This window comes from Pseudomonas sp. WMBT8 (genome assembly GCF_050916005.1).
Taxonomy (GTDB): Bacteria; Pseudomonadota; Gammaproteobacteria; order Pseudomonadales; family Pseudomonadaceae; genus Aquipseudomonas.
Window position 1 is genome coordinate 6,061,200 of sequence record NZ_CP188096.1, and the last position, 18,536, is coordinate 6,079,735.

Genomic DNA, 18,536 nt, shown 5'->3' on the forward strand with positions numbered 1-18,536 from the left:
CAGGACTGAAACGACAAGACCCGATGTCCGCCAGAGACATCGGGTCTTGTGGGTTGCGAGCACCTTACATCAGTGCTGTCGCTGGTAGAGCCCCAGGTTATCGACCTTGAAACTGCTGCAAGCGCCGGCATTGTCCAGATCAATCCGGATGCCCTTCACATGCTGCAACGTCAACCAGCGCGGTGACGCATCCAGTGGCACGATCAACGTCCCGTCCTCTGCATTGAAACGAACGCTGGAGGCCTCGAACGGCCCCTGCTGCCCATCCCCCCACCAGAACACCTGCATACGCGGCTCGGCGGCGCGGCCGGAGCAGCGGAACTCGAACTTGAGCAGGCCAGCGTCGTGACCAGACAGATTCAACGCCGCAAGATCGAAACTCATCGACGGATCACCGCCATCCACTCGGTAGCTGCTTTCTTGTGCCACCAATTGATTGAGGCTCGGCTTTACGTCATCCAGACTGTTGATCAGTGCCATCTTGTTGTTCAGGGAGACTTGGGAACGGCCCCAGGCAACCGGGATTTTCTTCAGGTCCGGTGATGCAAAAGCGCGCTGCAGCAAGGCTGCCTGGTACTCGGCTATCGCTTCGGGGCGAGGTTCGATCAAGCGTGGGTGGCTGATCGGGTCAGCGTCGGAAACCTGCAACGCCGGGCCCTCCAGCCATATGCTTTGACCCGCGGCACGTATCTCGCGAATCCGGCGAATCTCGCTCTGGTTGACCTGAATCTGATCACCCACCTTCAACGCCGCCAACATACCCGGATCGGACACATAGAGCGCTGCGACAGTGCGATTGATGCCGTGGCTCCAGTTCGCATCGGTGAAGTCCATCAGGGGTATTTCGATACTGGTGACTGGCGCCGAGGCGCTGCCCTTTTTACGCCCGAGAATGAAGCCATCCACATAGACCGGGTCGTAGTGATCGACAACGAACCGATACAGGTACGGATTACGCAGCGCCAGGCCGCCGCCGTCGTGGATGATGTTCATCCCTTCCAGCAAGGCGATGGTCGGCAGGTCTTGTTTGAGGGTCTCGATAGCCCGCAACTGCTGGGATGGCGACACCATGTTGTACGCCGCAGTGACCGGCAGCAGGGGCCGATAACCCAGGTAGAAGTACTGGGCGTTGCGGGAAGTCAGGTCCAGATAGGTTTCGCCAGCCGGAACATTGTCCGCCAATACTCGCGACAAACGGGTCAGCCTGTCCCAGTGAAAAGGCTGTACAAAGGAGCGGCCGATATTCGGCAGGCCTGCCGCGGCGCCATCACTGATTCCCAACCCTTGAGTGCTGATAACAGCCGTAGTGGATTTGACCAGGTTATTGATCGATACCGGCGAGAACCCCAGGGATGCGCTCATGCTCGCAGCCAGGACAACCATGACCACTTTATTGCGCGCACTGAGCATGCCCCAACACGCGACAGGCAACAGGATCGCCCAGCCGAAACTCGCCGCCAACCCCGGACGAGACATACCACCTGGGTCGACGCGTCCCATCGAATAAGGGATCAACAACAGCGCAAAGAGGAACACCACCAGCAATGGCAGCAAGGTGTCGAGACGACGCTCGGGTGTCTGGAACCAGCGATGTACCAAGATCAGGCACGCCAGAGGAATAGCGATCCAGGACATGCGCAAGGCTTCAAACACAAAGCCTTTGCGCGCGCCCTCCCAGCTCAACGCCCATGGCACGCCGTAGGCAACCTGGTTGATAGGGCCATTTTCCAGGACATAACGGATAGCCCCCAACAGCATGATCCCTGCGGGCGTAACCACCGCCAACACCAGTAGCACTACGCCTGTAATCAGAATGCCCTTCAGCTTGCGGGGGCGTGGAGCTTTCCAGAGGTGCCAGGCGTAATAAGCAGCCATCACCCCAGACGCTGCCGCAAGCAGCAGCCCTTGTGGCGGGATTCCGAGGACTACCAGCGGCGCCGTGATCATCCAGACCAGCAGCCAGCGCTCGGGACGCTGGCGCAACGACGGGCTCAACCACAGGCAGAGAAACGGGATCAGAAACAGCCAGATAATATTGGCCGTCAGGAAGAAGATGGCGGCAAACGCCAACCCGATACTGCGCGAAAAATAGTAGAGCGACAGGAAGGCGGCAAAAGACAACAGCGCGATGCTGAGATTACCGACATGAATAATGCTGCCGGCAGAACCGTCATAAAACACAAATGATAAGAACTGGGTCAGGTCATCGCCGATGATGCCGTGGGCAGGAACGTAATCAATATAGGGAATAGCCCCCTGCATATAGGACCACCAGCCCAACAAGCTTTCACCGAAGTGATAATCGTCGGCGCTGATGTTGGGGAAAATGGTCGTGCCCATTTTCAAGCCCACCAGCAAGCCGAAAAACGCGATAGGCGAAAGCAGCGTGGCAATGTCGCTGGTTGATGTATACCGACGCAAACGCCGCAGTACATCCACCACGCCCCAAACCAGCATTCCGATAACCAGTATCTTCAACCAGACCGTGGTCTCGTATTTGGAAATACTGCCATCTGGCTCTTGTATGCGAGCGGGATACAGCGCCAGGTAAAAGGTCGACAGACCCAATTGACCAGCCATCAACAGCCATGGGGCAATTCGCGCAAAACCCTTGGGGCTCCACACGATGTATGCCATACCCAGGATCCATCCGACGATGGCTATCCCATAGGTGGGCTTGGCGTATCTGGACAACTCAACCCCATCGCTCCAGGCAGCTGGCGCGCGGCCCAGCGCCAACACCACCTCCAGCTGTACCAGCGCCAGCAACAGGATACCGAGCGCCCCCAGGCCGAATATCCGAGGGTCCACATTGATTTTTTTGACCGCGCCAACCGTGGCTGCCAAAGCGATAAACGAGACACCAAACACCGAGCAGTAGAGGACTTTCGGCTCGAAATCCGTGCCAAGCACCATGCATGCAATAGCGGTAATCGCAGGGAGCGACCACCACAACCATTGGTTGGATAAAACCAGTGCGCTGTCGCTACCGAATTGTTTCTTCTGGCGCCCCATCAAGGAGGTAAAAAACAGCAACGCACAGAAAAGAACGGCGATGAATACTGGAGCAACCACCTGGTCCTGAAACTTGGTATCTGCGGTCCAACTGATGTAGCCCACGATGAAGTCGGCATACTTGGGTGCGGTCGAGATACCCAGACATAACAACAGTGCAAACGCCGTGATAACCACGCACGCCAGCACTGAAGAAACCCTTTCATTCATTTCCAGATGCTTGAACATTTCACTACCAGATCTTTAGTTGTACTTGCCAAAACAGGCTCGGAACAATACCGCCAGCACCGAAAGATTGCCTTTTACGCTACTGATCTTGGTAGGTACTTCACCTTGGGGGTAGCGGCGCACGGTCGCCAGCTCTACGCAGCGATAGCCCAGTTTCGGCGCGCGATACGACAGGTAGGCAAGCAGCTCGTAGGTATCGAACACATCACGGAAGATCGCCATCTTCGGATCAATCAGCATCTTGCGGCTGTAGGCACGAAAGCCCTGGGTGGTATCTGTCCACTTGAAGCCGGAAAATAGGCTCAGCATCGGCGCATGGATAAAACGGATAGCAAAATCGCGGGACTTGGGGGTGTTCTCGGCAACACCGCCCTGGACAAAACGCGAAGCCTGGACAAAATCCACACCCTGCTGCAGCGCTTCGATAAAACGCGGGATGGCCTCTGGGTCATCCTTGTCGTTGCCATCGATGGTCACGATACCTTCGTAGCCCTGGTCCAGGGCGAAGGCGTAGGCGCAGCGCAACTGCGCGCTCAACTTGCCCGGGGCAGTCTTGACCAGCAGGCCGCGCACACCCACCTGTTGCAGTGATTGCAACTCGAGCGAGCCATCAGAACTGCCACCATCGACGATGATGATGTCGGCCATGTCCGCGATGTTGAACGCCGCCATACGGGCGAGCAGGTTCTTGATCCGGTCGCCTTCGTTGATGACCGGAATGACCACGCACCAGGGGTGCTGGCGACCTAGCCAGAGTGGCGTGTCATAGGACGGTACCTGCCAGCCGGCACGTACATCGGGAGCAATATCAGAAGAAGTCATTTTAATTTCCATCAAACGACGCGAGCTGTGATCAGCCCTACGCCAGCAATAACCAGGGCGATGCCGACTCCCGTGGTCCAGTGGAAGGACTCACGGAAAAACAGCAGGGAAAACAGGGCGACCGTCGCGATAGCCCCGGCCGTCAGGACCGGGTGTGCCACGTTCAGCGGCAAACGGGCCAATGCTGCGGCATAAAGCAGGAACGCAGCACCATACAGGACCAGCCCGACCCAGAACGGCCAGTTGCTGAGTGCCGCCATCGGGTCGCTCAAGGAAGGGAATTTGCGCGGGGGCATCATCGCCATCTTCACCAGGACGCTGGCGGAGGCGTTCGACAAGATACCGAGGATCAAGATGATCCATTTGATGCTCATGCCGTCACCTCGTCGCAGGCGCGGTAATGCTGGCGGGCAACCTGCAGCGCACGCTCGATCGATTGCGCATGGGCTTCGGTCTTGGTCGCCACCATCTCAATGGTGACCACATGCCCGGGCAAGTAGTGGGCTACGGCACGTGCCATTTTTTCATGGTCAGTACCGCCGTCACCCAGCGGGAGCAAGTCTGGTTCACTGGCGTGGATATGCCCGATCAACTCGGCACAGTCCTCAAGCACGGTGAATGGGTCTTCACCATTGATCGCAAGCGCCCCGGTATCCAGTTGCATGCGGATCGCCGGGTGGTCGATTGCCCGCACCACCACTGCGGTTTGTGCACTGTTGGTCATGAAGTTCGCCCCGTAGCAGGTGGGGTTGGGCTCCAGGCAGATTGTCACACCGCTCGCCTGGGCGATATCGCCCAATTGCCGGAAGAACGCCACAGCGCCATCCTGCGCCTGCTGGTCGGTCAAACCACTGCGATCTCGGTTCTTTGGCGAGCCAAATACAATCCGTGTCGCACCCAGGCCTGCGCCAATGCGGCACACGCCCGCCAGGTGTTGCAGCAAGGCCGCCTGGCTTTGTACGGAGCCGAAGACATTCAGGCCCGTCGTGCCAAACAACAGTGCCTGCATGCCGGTCAATGCAATACCACGTTGCGCCCACCAGTCCTTGACCCGCGCAATCTCTGCGTCCGTGGCCTTGGCAGGCTCGGGGAAGTATTTGCCCGGTGCAATATCAATCGCATCCACGGCAAAGCGCGCAAGCAGTTCAGCGATGACTTCGTCCTCGGTGGTTTCCCACGCGATATTGGAAATCGCCAGCCTCATGCCTGTGCTCCCGATGCGGCCTTGAGCGGCTCCGACTGCGCATAGGCCCGTACGGCCTGCACGGTTTCGCGAGCGCTGTACTGATAGCGCCCAGTGCCGCCAAACAGCTGCGCATGCTTGGTCTGCATGTCATAGGTAGCAGCCGCATTGGCCAGGGTATTGGTGAAAGGCTTGCCGAAGCCCTTCTGCGAAATGTCGGCGACACTCACTGCCTGGGCAGTCAGGTGGACCAGCTTGAGCCCCGCCTCGAGTGCGGTCTGGATGTCGTACCACAAGTTGATCATCGGGTAGAACTGGAACACGCCCCGGCTATCGATCGCCTGCAGGTTGTTGTCGTTGAGGAAGTCAAAAATCACGTTTTTACGCAATCCAGGCCCGACGAGCCCCGGCAGGCGAACGATCAAGTGATTCGGAAAATGACTTTCAACGAAGGTTTCCAACAGCCGACGGTGCAGGCCATAGGCATGCAGGCCGGACTCATCGACCGGGGTGTCTTCATCAACGCCGATAGGGCTTTTGAACACATCCACTGTGCTGATCAGCACGAAGGTCTTGCACTGGATGGTTTTCAGATGGGCGATCAGTGCTTCGATCTTCTGGCGGTCCGCCTCAGGCTCGCGGTTGGCAATCCATTTTTGCGCCGGGGCGCCGGCACAGACCACGAGGTCGAAGGATTTGCCTTCTATCTCACCGATGTTGGTGGACCGGTACAAGTCCTCGAAGCAAGCCTGCTTAAGAAGCGTGCCCCCGACAAACCCGGAGAAACCAATAAGCGAATTCATCTTTTTCCGCTCCAAACCTGAAGTTTTATTGACCTTGATGGGAAAAACTCTCGGTATCCAGTTTTTCAAGCACATCGTAAATGTTGTCTATCTTGCCACCCAGCACGGAAAAGCAACCTGGCAACTCGGCGTGCTTTTCGAAAAGAATCGGGCGTCCATCATCCCCTTCGTTCTTCACCAGGATGGTCTTGACCTCGAACAGCGAATCCTTGTGTTGGGCCTTGAGCACTTCGGGGATATACCGCCCGACGTCCCTGACCATGCGATCGACCCGTGTATCGCGCTCATAAAGCCGTAGCTTTTCGTAGGGGTCGAGGCCTTTTTCATCGTTCCAGTGCAAGTGCGGCGTATAGCGTACATGGGACAAGGTATGCAGCCCACGGGCCGGGAATGGCATCAGTGAAAAGAACGGGCCGTCCATCACCGTGACGCCCAAACCCTCGAGGGATTCGGGCATCTGCATCAAGGCCATTTCCGTGATCTCTTGCTTGAGGCCGGTACCGACCCCCGCGAAATCACCCGCAAACTGATTGAGGCCACTGTACGTACAGTTGAAGACGTAGCGACAAGTCGTCAGTGCTTCCTCGCCCTGGGAGGTTTGGGTGACCACCTGCAAAGGCGCCTCGGCGCCCCTGGAAATTGAAGTGACCCGTGTCTGGTAACGGATCTGCACAGCGCTTTCTGCCAGCTCGCGAGCCGCCCAGGCTGCCAGGCGAGTGGTGTCGAACGCATACTCTTCGACCAGGAATACTTCTTCGATCAAACGTGGTTCGAACAAGTCGCGCAGCGCTGGATCGGCGGGTTTGAGGTCCGCACCGATGTCCCGGCAAAAACGCTCGAACTGCTTGGCCGTGACCTTGGAGTTGCGCCGGGCAATGGCGTACAGCTTGGTAAAGTCCTGCTTGACCACCTGCGGCCAGTCCTGGACAAACTTGGGCAGGTTGACCCGGCTGCGATAGGCCGTGGTGAAGCTGCGCGGATAGTGATAGCCGTTATGCACACGTGCCTGGTTGTTGTAACTGGCGCGCATCATCAGTGCCGGCTCGCGCTCCACCAACAGGATCCGTTTCAAGCCCCGTTGCTTGGCCAGGTAGACCGCAATGGCTGCTCCGTAAAACCCCCCACCGATGATGACGGCATCCTGCTCAGGCTGGCTGGCTTGGGCGCTCGACATCAGGAAACTCGTTCGCTGGGCTGAGCCTTGGGCGCGACCGAACCTGGTGCTACCTCTTCAATGTTCAGCTTCTCGCGCCGGGTCATGCGCGCGCTGGTGAACTCCTGGCCTACATGGTAAAGCGGCCCTTCATTCGACAGGCTGGCCATGTTGAGGATGTATTCACCCAGCACCAGCAGCACCAGTGAGATCAGGAAAAACATGCCCGACTGCTGGAGCGAGAAACTGATCCAGCCAGGCGCTACATCAGCCTTGAAGATACCCACCGAGATCACATAGGCGCAGTACACCAGGTTGGCAACCGCGCCAAACAGCGAAAGGTAGGTCACCAGGCGCATAGGCGCGCGCGTGGTGGAAACCAGCAAGCGCACGCCACGATCAATACTGTCGCCCAGCCGCTTGGGGCTGGAGGCCTGGGGCACGGCGCTGTACTTGAGGTAGGCCCGGGCAAAACCACCGGTGGCCGGCAGATGCCGATACGTCATCGAAGGCTGGGGGTGTTGCAGGATGAAATTGATCACGCGCTTGCTGAGAATGCGGTACTGAGGCGCTTCCTTGGCAAGATGAACCCCGTTGAAGCGGTTGTACATGCTGTGGAACACCGCGTTGGCCCAACGATAGGCCAGGCTCTGGGTGCTCTTTTGTTCGTTGTGGGCAAAGACCACATCGGCACCGCTGACGGCTTGATCAAGCATCTGGGGGACGAAGTTGATGTCGTCCACCAGGGGATCGATGACCGCGACATAGTCACCCAAGGCGTTTTCCAGGCCGACCCAGGACGCTGTGTCGGTGTCCACTTCCTTGGTCAGCGCATAGACCTGCAAGTTGGCCAGGCCCTTCTCACTTGTCAGGCCCTTCAAGACCATGACACTGTCATCATCGGACGCGTTATCAACAACGATCAGCTCATAGTCGCTGACTGTTTTCGCAATGACTTCGGCAGCTTCGGACAGTATTTTTTCTATTTTATCGCCCTGATTACGAACGACAAAAACGACAGATAAAAAACAGGGAAAATAAGCCATCACCAACTCTCGCAAAAATTAATTAAAAGACTGGATGAGTCGTTTATCCGAGATCGCCATAGATAGCCGGAATACCTCACACCACTGACCGAGAGTTTCAGAGCCGCAGGGTCATCACTGCCGGGAAGGGGTAGCCATTGCCAAACGTTCAAATCGCTCTTCCTTGAAGCAGTTGGCTCAAAGCACGCCCGAAACAGCGGCCAAGCCAGGAAAACCTGGGGCGCGGCAAAATAGACAATCGCTATCGAACCTGGTGCCAGCCCAAAGTTGCGCAGGATCATAACACAAAAAAAGGCGCCTCAACGACGCCGAACTGGCGTTTTGCCAGCCTTGAAACCGGGATAATGAACATCTTGAGCCGTCCACTAAACCATCGTTTCAAAACAGTTAATTAATTATAAAGTTTATTCATTTCTATTGTTCAAGTCGGTCGGCGGTATTCCGTCAGGATAACTGTAAGTAGTTAATCTCAGATCAAGCACCAGGACTTATCGGGATGACCAGCGCAAATAAAACATCCCGCAAAGACATGGCACTCGCAGGGTATGGGGAAGATCAACTCACCGAGACTTCTGGAAGACTTGATGGAGCCGCTTACGGCGAGCCTCAGGGTAGGACCAAGGGACAGGGTTCGGCAAAAGATGATTTGCTCGACCTCTCCAGGCTGTTCGGCATTGCTTGCGTTATGTCTTAACATGGTCGGTTGCCCAAAGAGCCGTCATGGCCAAAGCCATGACGGGCTTCCATCCTTTACAAGTAAGTGTGATGAAGATGAACAAGCCTTTCATTTCGCTGTGCCCTGAAATTACTCGGGCCCACGCGCTGACGCTGATGGATTGGTTGGAGGATGAGCGCGTCACCTGCTATCTGAGCGATTCGCGTCATGTCTCCCGCTCCATCGAGCAAGCCATCGATCGGACTCAATCGCCGATCCTGACCCATCTATTCAACCAGGGCGGGCGATTCTTCATGGCCTATGACCGGCATGACGCCCCGGTGGGCTTTGTCCGTCTAATCAAGACCGGCTCAGATTGCGAGATAGTCCTGGTCATCGGAGACAGCGACAAGTGGGGCCAAAACCTTGGTGCCCGCACGATCCGCGAAGGCATGAAACTGGCCTTCCTCGACATGCGGGCCAAGAAGCTCATCGCCAAGATCCACCCGGACAACGCGCGCTCGCTGAAAGCCTTTCTGCGCAGCGGCTTTGTGCTTGAGAGCGAAACGCCGGCATTGAAGTCATTTTCCATGACGGCGGGGCGCTATCTCCAGCTCTTGCGCGAAGGTGGCGCTGGCGACTCCACCAGGATCTACATTACTGAAATCGACAAGGCCAGGCTCGAGAGCCTGATCGCGCTCGAGCAAGGCCCGACCGTTGTTGAACTCGAACATGAGCTTGAGCGAGCCATTGTCGTCAAACCGCAGCAGGTGGCGTGCAATGTCGTCACGATGAACTCCAGGGCCTTGCTGCAACTGGACGAAGAAGAGATCGAAGTGGCCCTGGTTTACCCTGAAGACGCGGACAGCACCGCAGGGAAGCATTCCGTGTATTCCGACATCGGCGCCGCCATCCTGGGCTATCAGGAGGGGGACGCCATCGACTGGCGAATTTCTGATCGGACCCGCCGCATTGAGATCAGGAAAGTGCTTTACCAGCCGGAGGCGGCGGGCGATTTCCACCTGTAATTGCGTGTTTTGCTAGGAGGGATAAGCACAGAAGGACGTCGTTTGGAGCCCCGAGGGGCCCCAAACGGGACCGTTTTTAATCCTGAAGACCGTGCCCTTGGTCTGGACGTCGATCAACGACGATGGTTGGAAGCAAGCCTTCAGCCGGGCGCTCCAGGATGCTGGATACGAAATTGATTGGAATAAGGTAATGCGCAACTAGGCAGGCTGGGCTACAGCACGGCATCGCGCAGCAAATCAACCCGCTCGACAGCATTGAAATGACCGGAGGGACTCCCTCTTTATAAGCCATTTCCCTTCAAATCACTCTTACGACTCCGGTAAATCTTCTCTGCCAACTCAATGAATGCTTGAGCTGCAGCAGTAGTCTCGCTGCAATCCAGCACCGCGATTCCGACTTGGCGCCTGACTGCCGGATCGAGTATCCTGACCACATAAAGCTTCTCGCTATCGTCGGGCAACGAAGACTCAGCCACAATCGTTACCCCATCTCCGCGAGCCACCGCGGCCAAGGTACTCATCAACTGAGAGGTCTTGTAGCGAATACGCGGCTTCAATTTGACAGCAGCAAAGAGCTGCGAGACCAGTTCGGCTGAACCAGCCTCGGTTAGTACAAACGGATCAGAACATAAGTCCTCCAATGTCACTCTTTCGTTTGAAGCGAGAGGGTGCGCAATCGGTAGCAAGGCAACCATTTGGTCCTCAAGTAAAGGCCAGGTATCAAACTGGGCTTCAGGTAAGGTGACAAACCCTACGTCCACCTCTCTGTCTAACAACCATTCCGTCACTTGGCGATCAGGCCCCTCACTCACATGAACTTCAATATTGGGGTAAAGGCGGCGGTAGTCTTTAAGAATCCGCGGCAACAAAAGCTGGGATGAGGTTGGGCCAAATGAACCAATTCGCAGGGTGCCAAGTTTCATGCCGCGGGCATCGCTGGCATCCTGCCTAATTGCATCCGCCAGACCAAGCATAGGTTGCACACGTAGAAGGATTCGCGCCCCTATGTCTGTCAGTTCAATCTGGCCTTGATGCCGAAGTAGCAGTTCAACACCCCACTCCTGCTCCAGAGCCCTTATTGCGTGAGAAACCGCAGATTGGGATATTTTCAGTTGGGCGGCTGCGAGGGTGAAGCCACGCCGCTCTGCGACAGCGACAAAAATTTCCAATTGGGTCAGCGTCATTTTTCATCCATGAGTAATCGCTCATTTTCATATGACCATGATTTTGCGTAAGCATAGATGAAACAGGCATAACGAGATAGGCCAGCCCTTTTCGCCAACTTATATCCAAGGATTGTTTTATGGTCGCCCAATGGAAGACTGATGGGATTTCGGCACTGTGGCCTGAAATCAACGGCCCATTCCTGTCCCTGCGAGGTATACCCGAGCATCTGATGCCGGTCACCCAGACTCAGGAACTGTACAAAGACCTTCTATTAGGGTTCGATGCAATCACGAGTTGCGAGATGAAAGAACTTTACAAGTTCAAACTGTTTCTCAATCGGATGCATCAACGATCGAACTTACCCCCGGAGTTGTTACTGATCCATAAGGCATTTATAGCTTGGGTAAACTTTGAATATGAGCGAGCACGTACACTCTTTACGCAACACCTGAAAGCGTACCCCTCCGACATCATCACAATTTTTTTTGTGCACATGCTCGACTTCTGTACTGGTAAGACGCCTAGATTAACGGCAGAATTTTCGTTTTGCGAACCACACATACCGCACACTCATGCCTTGTACTCCTACTACCTGGCAATAAAATCTTTTGTTTTGTGTGAAGACCAGCGCTTCCAACAAGCCCTTGAACTGGGCCTTGAGGCGGTTAGGCTGATTCCCCATAACATCTACGGCATCCATGCTACTGCCCACGCATTGCATGAGATGGGCCGCTGGCAGGAACTTTCGAGTTTCCTGATCGACTGCAAGCCTGACTGGATCGAAAATAGCGGCATGCGCATGCACGTCTATTGGCACATGGCTATAGCCTACGAGCGATGCAACGAGGTCGATCAGGCGCTCCAAGCGTTCGAGGAACTGTATGAATTAAAGGACAGCCCCTTCGCGAAGCAGGATCTGGATGCGGTGGGTTTTCTCTGGCGCCTGCGTTTGAAAGCCACAGACAGCAAGTTCGCCGCTATCTGGGAACGTCTCGCTCTTTTGTGGACCGGCAGCGTCTCTGGATCAACCTCTTACTTTCACAAAATCCATGCTGCGCTTGCCTTTTCTGCGACCAATCAGACTCTCCTCATCGAGAAGCAAATCGCCGAAAGCGACGGCTTTGGCATCGAGCCCGAAGCGCACCGAGCAGGCTTAGACGTGCTCAAAGGCATTCTACTGTTCACCTTGAAGCGTTATCACGAAAGCCTGGCGCTCTTGCGTACCAGCCGAGACCAGTGGCCGTTGTTAGGAGGGAGCCGTGCCCAACGCGAAGTCCTTGATCTGACTCTCGAATACATAGAACTCAAGACCCGACCGATCGTTGAAGAGAGGGCACCTGCATGACCAGCCATTCTCATCCACTGGTCCTTACTTCAGACAGCCTTACCTATCTTAAGCTTTCTCTGGTAGCAATGATCTGGGGAGGTACCTTTGTCGCTGGTCGGTATCTATCCGCAGACACACCCGCGCTATTAGCCGCCAGTGTCAGATTTATATTCGCCGGAATCACACTCGGACTGTTCCTAGGTTTCTTTTTAAAAAAGAGCTTTGTCCGGCTTGATCGGTCGCAACTAGTCAAGATCGTAGGATTGGGATTTTGCGGAATTTATACTTATAACCTCTGTTTTTTTTATGGCCTACATTACACAGCAGCCTCCCGCGCGTCATTGATCGTAGCCCTGAATCCCGCCGTCATGGCTCTTTTCTCTTATGTGTTTTTCCGAGAAAAAATGTCTGCAATGAAAACCGCAGGCATTTTCCTTTGCCTGATAGGGGCGGCTGTCGTGATTCTCAATAAGTCGTCAGGCACATTAATCGTGGATAAAAGCGACTGGCGCGGAGACCTTTTGATCTTTGGTTGCGTACTCAGTTGGGTCGCCTTCAGCGTATTCGGTAAGTCGGTAGTCAAAGAAATCGGCGCCCTACATACGGTGACCTACTCCATCTTCGCGGGGGCCGCGATGCTGACGGCGACCGCTATCGTCACTGGTCAATTCAATCAGGCATCACTGCGAGCTCTAACGCTTGCCGACTTTTCCAGCTTGCTGTACTTGGGTGCCATAGGCTCAGCGCTGGCATACATCTGGTACTACAAGGGAATCGAGCAGATCGGCGCAACACGTGCCGGAGTGTTCATCGCGCTCAATCCGCTGACCGCGGTGTTACTGGGTGCTATTTTGTTGGATGAGCAGCTCAGCGCTCCCACATTTATGGGGGGCGCACTGATTATAGTGGGCATCATGATCTGCAATAGGCCAGCCCGCCCTCAATATAACTGCGAGATGAAGAACGTGCGTACGCCATAATAAACTGAGTAAGTTATTTACCGTTTTAATTATCGAAACAGCCAGAGGCTCATAAACTAAACAACGTTTTAGATCATCTGTTTTTCGGACCAATCCACCTTTTCTACGCAGGCTATCTAGCAAACCTGCGAAGCTCCCATGCGCAGTTGCTATGACGCCTATAATATCCAGGCTGTACATGAAGATATTCACGATCAACCGCAATATACGACTTGCCAATCTCCGCGAATTTTTTTGTAAATCTGAATCTGGAAGGTGAGCCGCAACGTGGAGCACTCGCCACAAAAGGAGCGGGAGAGAAGATCGTCGCTTGGAGCCCACGGAGGCTCCAAGCGAGACAGACTTTAATGTTTACGATCACCCTTTCTCGTTACCGCTAAACATTACTCAACCGTCACCGACTTGGCCAAGTTACGCGGCTGGTCAACGTCCGTGCCCTTGAGCACCGCCACGTAGTACGACAGCAATTGCAGTGGGATGGTGTAGAGAATCGGCGACAGGGTGTCGTGGATGTGCGGCATGTTGATGACGTGGGTGCCTTCGCCGTTGGTCATGCCGGCCTTTTCGTCGGCGAACACGATCAGTTGGCCGCCACGGGCGCGAACTTCCTGCAAGTTGGACTTGAGCTTCTCCAGCAATTCATTGTTCGGCGCCACGGTGACCACCGGCATGTCATCGTCCACCAGGGCCAATGGGCCGTGCTTGAGTTCACCGGCCGGGTAGGCTTCGGCGTGGATATAGGAGATTTCCTTGAGTTTCAGGGAGCCTTCCATCGCCACTGGGTACTGCGCGCCACGGCCGAGGAACAGGGTGTGGTTCTTGTCGGCAAACAGCTCGGCGACTTTCTCTACGGTGCTGTCCATGGCCAGGGCTTCGCCCAGGCGGGTCGGCAGGCGGCGCAGTTCTTCTACCAGGGTGGCTTCCACGCCTGCAGCCAATGTGCCGCGCACCTGGCCCAGGGACAGGGTCAGCAGCAGCAAGCCCACCAACTGGGTGGTGAAGGCCTTGGTGGAGGCTACGCCGATTTCGCGACCGGCCTGGGTCAGCAGGGTCAGGTCCGACTCACGTACCAGGGAGCTGATGCTGACGTTGCAGATCGCCAGGCTCGCCAGGTAGCCCAGCTCTTTGGCATTGCGCAGGGCGGCCAGGGTGTCAGCGGTCTCGCCGGACTGGGAGATGGTCACGAACAGGGTGTCGGGCTGCACCACCACCTTGCGGTAGCGGAACTCGCTGGCCACTTCGACCTGGCACGGGATGCCAGCCAGTTCTTCGAGCCAGTAACGCGCGACCATGCCGGCGTGATAACTGGTGCCACAGGCGACGATCTGCACATTGCGCACTTTGGCGAACAGCTCGGCGGCTTGCGGGCCGAACGCGTTTACCAGTACTTGCTTGTCGCCAAGGCGACCTTCCAGGGTGCGTTGCACCACGGCCGGTTGCTCGTGGATTTCCTTGAGCATGAAGTGGCGGAACTCGCCCTTGTCGGCAGCTTCGGCACCGTCGCGGTATTGCACCGCTTCACGCTCGACGGAGTTGCCGTCGACATCCCAGATCGCCACGCTTTCACGGCGGATGTCGGCGATATCGCCTTCTTCCAGGTACATGAAGCGGTCGGTGACTTGACGCAGGGCCAACTGATCGGAAGCGAGGAAGTTCTCCCCCAGGCCCAGGCCAATCACCAGCGGGCTGCCACTGCGGGCGGCAACCACACGGTCCGGTTGGCTAGCGCTGATCACCGCCAGGCCGTAGGCGCCATGCAGTTCCTTGACCGTGGCCTTGAGGGCGGTGGTCAGGTCGCTGTGGTCCTTGAGCTTGTGGTTGAGCAGGTGGGCGATGACTTCGGTGTCGGTGTCCGAGGTAAAGACGTAGCCCAGGCCCTTGAGTTGTTCACGCAGCACTTCGTGGTTTTCGATGATGCCGTTGTGCACCACCGCGATATCACCGGAGAAGTGCGGGTGCGCATTGCGCTCGCACGGTGCCCCGTGGGTCGCCCAGCGGGTGTGGGCGATGCCCAGGCGGCCCGCCAGGGGCTCACCGGCCAGGGCCTGTTCCAGTTCGCTGACTTTGCCTGGGCGACGCATGCGCTCGAGCTTGCCCGCGTTGCTGAAGACCGCCACGCCGGCACTGTCATAGCCACGGTATTCCAGGCGCTTGAGGCCTTCGAGCAAAATGGCGGTAACGTTTCGTTCAGCGACTGCGCCTACAATTCCACACATGGTTTCTCTCCTAGATGACTGCCGCGCAAATCAGCGTAATGCCGCGGGCTTGAATCTGGTCGCGGGCCTCAAGCGGCAGGCGATCATCGGTAATAAGGGTATGGACGCTGCTCCAGGGCAGTTCCAGGTTGGGAATCTTGCGGCCGATCTTGTCGGATTCGACCATCACCACCACTTCACGGGCGACTTCGGCCATCACTCGGCTCAAGCCCAGCAATTCATTGAAGGTGGTGGTGCCACGTTGCAGGTCGATGCCGTCAGCGCCTATAAACAGTTGGTCGAAGTCATAGGAACGCAGCACCTGTTCAGCGACCTGTCCCTGGAACGAGTCCGAGTGCGGGTCCCAGGTACCGCCGGTCATCAGCAGTACCGGTTCATGCTCAAGCTCACTCAGGGCACTGGCCACATGCAGGGAGTTGGTCATCACTACCAGGCCGGGCTGATGGCCCAGTTCGGGGATCATCGCGGCGGTGGTGCTGCCGCTGTCGATGATGATCCGCGCATGTTCACGCAGGCGCTTGACCGCCGCCCGGGCGATGGCGCGCTTATGCACAGAAATCGGTTGGGCAGGATCGCCCACCAGTTCCTGGGGCATGGTGATGGCGCCACCGTAGCGACGCAGCAGCAAGCCGTTGCTTTCCAGCGCGGCGAGGTCCTTGCGGATGGTCACTTCGGAGGTTTCGAAACGCTTGGCCAATTCATCCACGCTCACTTCGCCCTGCTCGTTGAGCAAGGTGAGGATGTTGTGGCGTCGTTGTGGTGTATTTCGTTTCGACATGGTGATGATAAGTTTCGTTTCGAAAGATAACGAAGGCAATCAAAACCTATTGACGAAGGATCGTCAAGCAGAAGAATGAAATTTTATTGAAGCCCCAGATCAAAAATGTAGGAGCTGGCTTGCCTGCGATAGCGGTGTATCAGTCGATGAAAACGTGACTGAAATATCGCCATCGCAGGCAAGCCAGCTCCCACATTGATGGGTGGTGGCTGAAGGTTGTGGATAACTCAGGTCTTTTTGATTTTGACCGGGCGTTTCCAGCCGTCGATGTTGCGTTGGCGGGCGCGGGCCACCGCCAATTGCGACTTATCCACATCCTGGTTGATGGTTGAGCCTGCCGCTGTGTTTGAACCATCGCCAATGGTGACGGGCGCAATCAGTGAGTTGTTGGAGCCGATAAAGACGTCCTCACCGATCGTCGTCTGATACTTGTTGGCACCATCGTAATTGCAAGTAATGGCGCCGGCGCCAATGTTGCTGCGGGCCCCAATCACTGCATCGCCGAGGTAGGCCAGGTGCCCTGCCTTCGCATCGTCGCCCATCCGTGCGTTTTTCAGCTCAACGAAGTTACCCACATGGGCCCTGGCGCCCAGCACGCTGCCCGGGCGCAACCGCGCAAACGGCCCCGCATCGCTGCCCTCACCCATCACGGCACCGTCGATGTGACTGTTGGCCTTGACCACCACGCCTTTGCGCAGGGTGCTGTCCTTGATCACGCAATTGGGGCCAATCACCACATCGTCTTCGATGATCACGCGGCCTTCGAGGATCACATTGATATCGATCAGCACGTCGCGGCCCACGGTCACCTCACCGCGTACATCGAAACGCGCCGGGTCACGCAGTGTCACGCCCTGCGCCATCAGGCGGCGGCCTTCGCGCAGTTGGTAGTGACGCTCCAGTTCCGCCAGTTGCTTGCGGTCGTTGGCGCCCTGCACTTCCATTGGGTCGTGGGGCTGCTCGGTGGCGACCAGCAGGCCGTCGCTGACGGCCATCTCGATGACGTCGGTGAGGTAGTACTCGCCCTGGACATTGTTATTCGACAAACGACTCATCCAGTCTGCCAGGTGAGCCGCCGGCACCGCGAGAATCCCGGTATTGCCTTCGCTTATCGCCCGTTGTGCCTCGCTGGCATCTTTATGCTCGACGATGGCGGCGACCTTGCCGCCGGCATCGCGCACGATGCGGCCATAACCGGTAGGGTCGTCCAGTTCGACGGTGAGCAGGCCCATCTGGCCCGGCACTACGTGCTTGAGCAGGCGCTGCAGGGTTTCCACTTCGATCAGCGGCACATCACCGTAGAGGATCAGCACGGTGTCGGCCTTGATGAACGGTACGGCTTGCGCGGTGGCATGACCGGTACCCAGTTGCTTGTCCTGCAATACGAAATTCAAGTCATCGGCTGCCAGACGCTCACGTACCGCATCGGCACCGTGGCCAATCACTACGTGGATACGTTGTGGGTCCAGTTGCCGGGCGCTGTGGATAACATGGCCAAGCATGGAGTTACCCGCAACCGGGTGCAGTACCTTGGGCAGGGCTGAACGCATGCGGGTGCCCTGGCCAGCGGCGAGAATGACGATTTCAAGAGACATGAATGGCTACCAATCCTGGGCGGTCCGGCTTCAGACCAAAGAAGTGTTTTGCAAAAAAAGAAAAAGGGTAGCCGAGGCTACCCTTTTTAATCAATCGCGCATGAAGCATGACGGCTTGGCCGCTTACTTCTTGCGGATCTGCTGGAGCGTGCGCAGCTGGGCTGCAGCCTCGGCCAGACGTACAGCAGCAGCGCTGTAGTCGAAGTCTGCACCTTTTTCGTGCAGAGCCTTCTCGGCAGCCTTGACGGCTTCCTGAGCGGAGGCTTCATCCAGGTCGCCAGCACGTTGCACGGTGTCGGCAAGAACCTTGACCATGTTCGGCTGAACTTCGAGGAAACCGCCAGAGATGTAGAACACCTCCTTTTCCCCGCCCTGCTTGGTCAGAGTAATCGGACCGGGCTTCAAGCTGGTGATCAGCGGTGCGTGGCCCAAGGCAATACCCAGGTCACCCAACTCGCCGTGTGCAATTACCATCTCTACCAGACCGGAGAAGATTTCCCCTTCCGCGCTGACGATATCGCAATGGACTGTCATAGCCAT

General features: G+C 56.6%; 15 protein-coding genes. 3 read left to right on the top strand and 12 right to left on the bottom strand.

Annotated features, from left to right (window positions below):
• Positions 1 to 69: 69 nt before the first annotated feature.
• From ACO77H_RS27780 to ACO77H_RS27810, 7 genes are read right to left on the bottom strand one after another with little or no spacing between them, the layout of a single operon-like run.
• Complete coding sequence (locus tag ACO77H_RS27780) at positions 70 to 3,243, bottom strand: hypothetical protein (RefSeq protein ID WP_170057494.1); 3,174 nt, start codon at positions 3,241 to 3,243, stop codon at positions 70 to 72.
• A gap of 15 nt (positions 3,244 to 3,258) precedes the next feature.
• On the bottom strand, positions 3,259 to 4,065 hold the full coding sequence (locus ACO77H_RS27785) for a glycosyltransferase family 2 protein (protein WP_169954053.1): 807 nt from the start codon (positions 4,063 to 4,065) through the stop codon (positions 3,259 to 3,261).
• Between the two features lie 11 nt (positions 4,066 to 4,076).
• Positions 4,077 to 4,433 carry an SMR family transporter gene (locus tag ACO77H_RS27790; protein WP_057440644.1) on the bottom strand — a complete coding sequence of 119 codons (357 nt, stop codon included), beginning with the start codon at positions 4,431 to 4,433 and terminating at the stop codon, positions 4,077 to 4,079.
• 2 nt (positions 4,434 to 4,435) lie between these two features.
• Entirely contained in the window at positions 4,436 to 5,269 is an 834-nt protein-coding gene (locus ACO77H_RS27795; RefSeq protein ID WP_170042016.1) for a sugar phosphate isomerase/epimerase family protein, read from the bottom strand.
• Positions 5,266 to 6,120: a pyridine nucleotide transhydrogenase gene (locus tag ACO77H_RS27800; RefSeq protein WP_346343162.1), complete on the bottom strand. Its 855-nt coding sequence runs from the start codon at positions 6,118 to 6,120 to the stop codon at positions 5,266 to 5,268. The genes ACO77H_RS27795 and ACO77H_RS27800 overlap by 4 nt, the downstream gene beginning before the upstream one ends.
• Entirely contained in the window at positions 6,077 to 7,225 is a 1,149-nt protein-coding gene (locus ACO77H_RS27805; protein ID WP_432754806.1) for an NAD(P)/FAD-dependent oxidoreductase, read from the bottom strand. Before ACO77H_RS27805 ends, ACO77H_RS27800 begins: the two co-directional genes overlap by 44 nt.
• Positions 7,225 to 8,250, bottom strand: coding sequence for a glycosyltransferase (locus ACO77H_RS27810; protein WP_432754807.1), 1,026 nt, complete (start codon positions 8,248 to 8,250; stop codon positions 7,225 to 7,227). Before ACO77H_RS27810 ends, ACO77H_RS27805 begins: the two co-directional genes overlap by 1 nt.
• Before the next feature lie 720 nt (positions 8,251 to 8,970).
• Here ACO77H_RS27810 and ACO77H_RS27815 point away from each other — a divergent pair.
• Complete coding sequence (locus tag ACO77H_RS27815; RefSeq protein WP_432754808.1) at positions 8,971 to 9,933, top strand: GNAT family N-acetyltransferase; 963 nt, start codon at positions 8,971 to 8,973, stop codon at positions 9,931 to 9,933.
• 281 nt (positions 9,934 to 10,214) lie between these two features.
• Here ACO77H_RS27815 and ACO77H_RS27820 read toward each other — a convergent pair whose 3' ends face one another.
• The gene (locus tag ACO77H_RS27820) at positions 10,215 to 11,117 is read right to left on the bottom strand and encodes a LysR family transcriptional regulator (protein ID WP_432754809.1); all 903 of its coding nucleotides are present in this window, start codon (positions 11,115 to 11,117) and stop codon (positions 10,215 to 10,217) included.
• Between the two features lie 119 nt (positions 11,118 to 11,236).
• Here ACO77H_RS27820 and ACO77H_RS27825 point away from each other — a divergent pair, with 119 nt between their 5' ends.
• Positions 11,237 to 12,445, top strand: coding sequence for a tetratricopeptide repeat protein (locus ACO77H_RS27825; protein WP_432754810.1), 1,209 nt, complete (start codon positions 11,237 to 11,239; stop codon positions 12,443 to 12,445).
• Positions 12,442 to 13,407 (top strand): DMT family transporter, encoded by a 966-nt coding sequence (locus ACO77H_RS27830; RefSeq protein ID WP_262376956.1) that lies wholly within the window; start codon positions 12,442 to 12,444, stop codon positions 13,405 to 13,407. Before ACO77H_RS27825 ends, ACO77H_RS27830 begins: the two co-directional genes overlap by 4 nt.
• Before the next feature lie 383 nt (positions 13,408 to 13,790).
• Here the strand turns inward: ACO77H_RS27830 and glmS are convergent, their stop codons facing one another.
• From glmS to ACO77H_RS27850, 4 genes are all read right to left on the bottom strand, one after another.
• Complete coding sequence (gene glmS / locus ACO77H_RS27835) at positions 13,791 to 15,623, bottom strand: glutamine--fructose-6-phosphate transaminase (isomerizing) (RefSeq protein WP_057439302.1); 1,833 nt, start codon at positions 15,621 to 15,623, stop codon at positions 13,791 to 13,793.
• Positions 15,624 to 15,633: 10 nt separating this feature from the next.
• A complete protein-coding gene (locus ACO77H_RS27840; protein ID WP_029290123.1) occupies positions 15,634 to 16,401 on the bottom strand; it encodes a DeoR/GlpR family DNA-binding transcription regulator in 768 nt (255 codons plus the stop codon).
• 227 nt (positions 16,402 to 16,628) lie between these two features.
• Positions 16,629 to 17,996, bottom strand: coding sequence for a bifunctional UDP-N-acetylglucosamine diphosphorylase/glucosamine-1-phosphate N-acetyltransferase GlmU (glmU, locus tag ACO77H_RS27845; RefSeq protein ID WP_432754811.1), 1,368 nt, complete (start codon positions 17,994 to 17,996; stop codon positions 16,629 to 16,631).
• A 123-nt stretch (positions 17,997 to 18,119) separates the two neighbouring features.
• Complete coding sequence (locus ACO77H_RS27850; protein WP_057439300.1) at positions 18,120 to 18,536, bottom strand: F0F1 ATP synthase subunit epsilon; 417 nt, start codon at positions 18,534 to 18,536, stop codon at positions 18,120 to 18,122.

Excerpts from the sequence above, each read along its gene's own strand:
- ACO77H_RS27780 (WP_170057494.1), bottom strand. The coding sequence starts at position 3,243 with ATGTTCAAGCATCTGGAAATGAATGAAAGGGTTTCTTCAGTGCTGGCG.
- ACO77H_RS27820 (WP_432754809.1), bottom strand. The coding sequence starts at position 11,117 with ATGACGCTGACCCAATTGGAAATTTTTGTCGCTGTCGCAGAGCGGCGT.
- ACO77H_RS27805 (WP_432754806.1), bottom strand. The coding sequence starts at position 7,225 with ATGTCGAGCGCCCAAGCCAGCCAGCCTGAGCAGGATGCCGTCATCATC.
- glmS (WP_057439302.1), bottom strand. The coding sequence starts at position 15,623 with ATGTGTGGAATTGTAGGCGCAGTCGCTGAACGAAACGTTACCGCCATT.
- glmU (WP_432754811.1), bottom strand. The coding sequence starts at position 17,996 with ATGTCTCTTGAAATCGTCATTCTCGCCGCTGGCCAGGGCACCCGCATG.
- ACO77H_RS27810 (WP_432754807.1), bottom strand. The coding sequence starts at position 8,250 with ATGGCTTATTTTCCCTGTTTTTTATCTGTCGTTTTTGTCGTTCGTAAT.
- ACO77H_RS27850 (WP_057439300.1), bottom strand. The coding sequence starts at position 18,536 with ATGGCTATGACAGTCCATTGCGATATCGTCAGCGCGGAAGGGGAAATC.
- ACO77H_RS27830 (WP_262376956.1), top strand. The coding sequence starts at position 12,442 with ATGACCAGCCATTCTCATCCACTGGTCCTTACTTCAGACAGCCTTACC.
- ACO77H_RS27795 (WP_170042016.1), bottom strand. The coding sequence starts at position 5,269 with ATGAGGCTGGCGATTTCCAATATCGCGTGGGAAACCACCGAGGACGAA.
- ACO77H_RS27785 (WP_169954053.1), bottom strand. The coding sequence starts at position 4,065 with ATGACTTCTTCTGATATTGCTCCCGATGTACGTGCCGGCTGGCAGGTA.
- ACO77H_RS27825 (WP_432754810.1), top strand. The coding sequence starts at position 11,237 with ATGGTCGCCCAATGGAAGACTGATGGGATTTCGGCACTGTGGCCTGAA.
- ACO77H_RS27840 (WP_029290123.1), bottom strand. The coding sequence starts at position 16,401 with ATGTCGAAACGAAATACACCACAACGACGCCACAACATCCTCACCTTG.
- ACO77H_RS27815 (WP_432754808.1), top strand. The coding sequence starts at position 8,971 with ATGGCCAAAGCCATGACGGGCTTCCATCCTTTACAAGTAAGTGTGATG.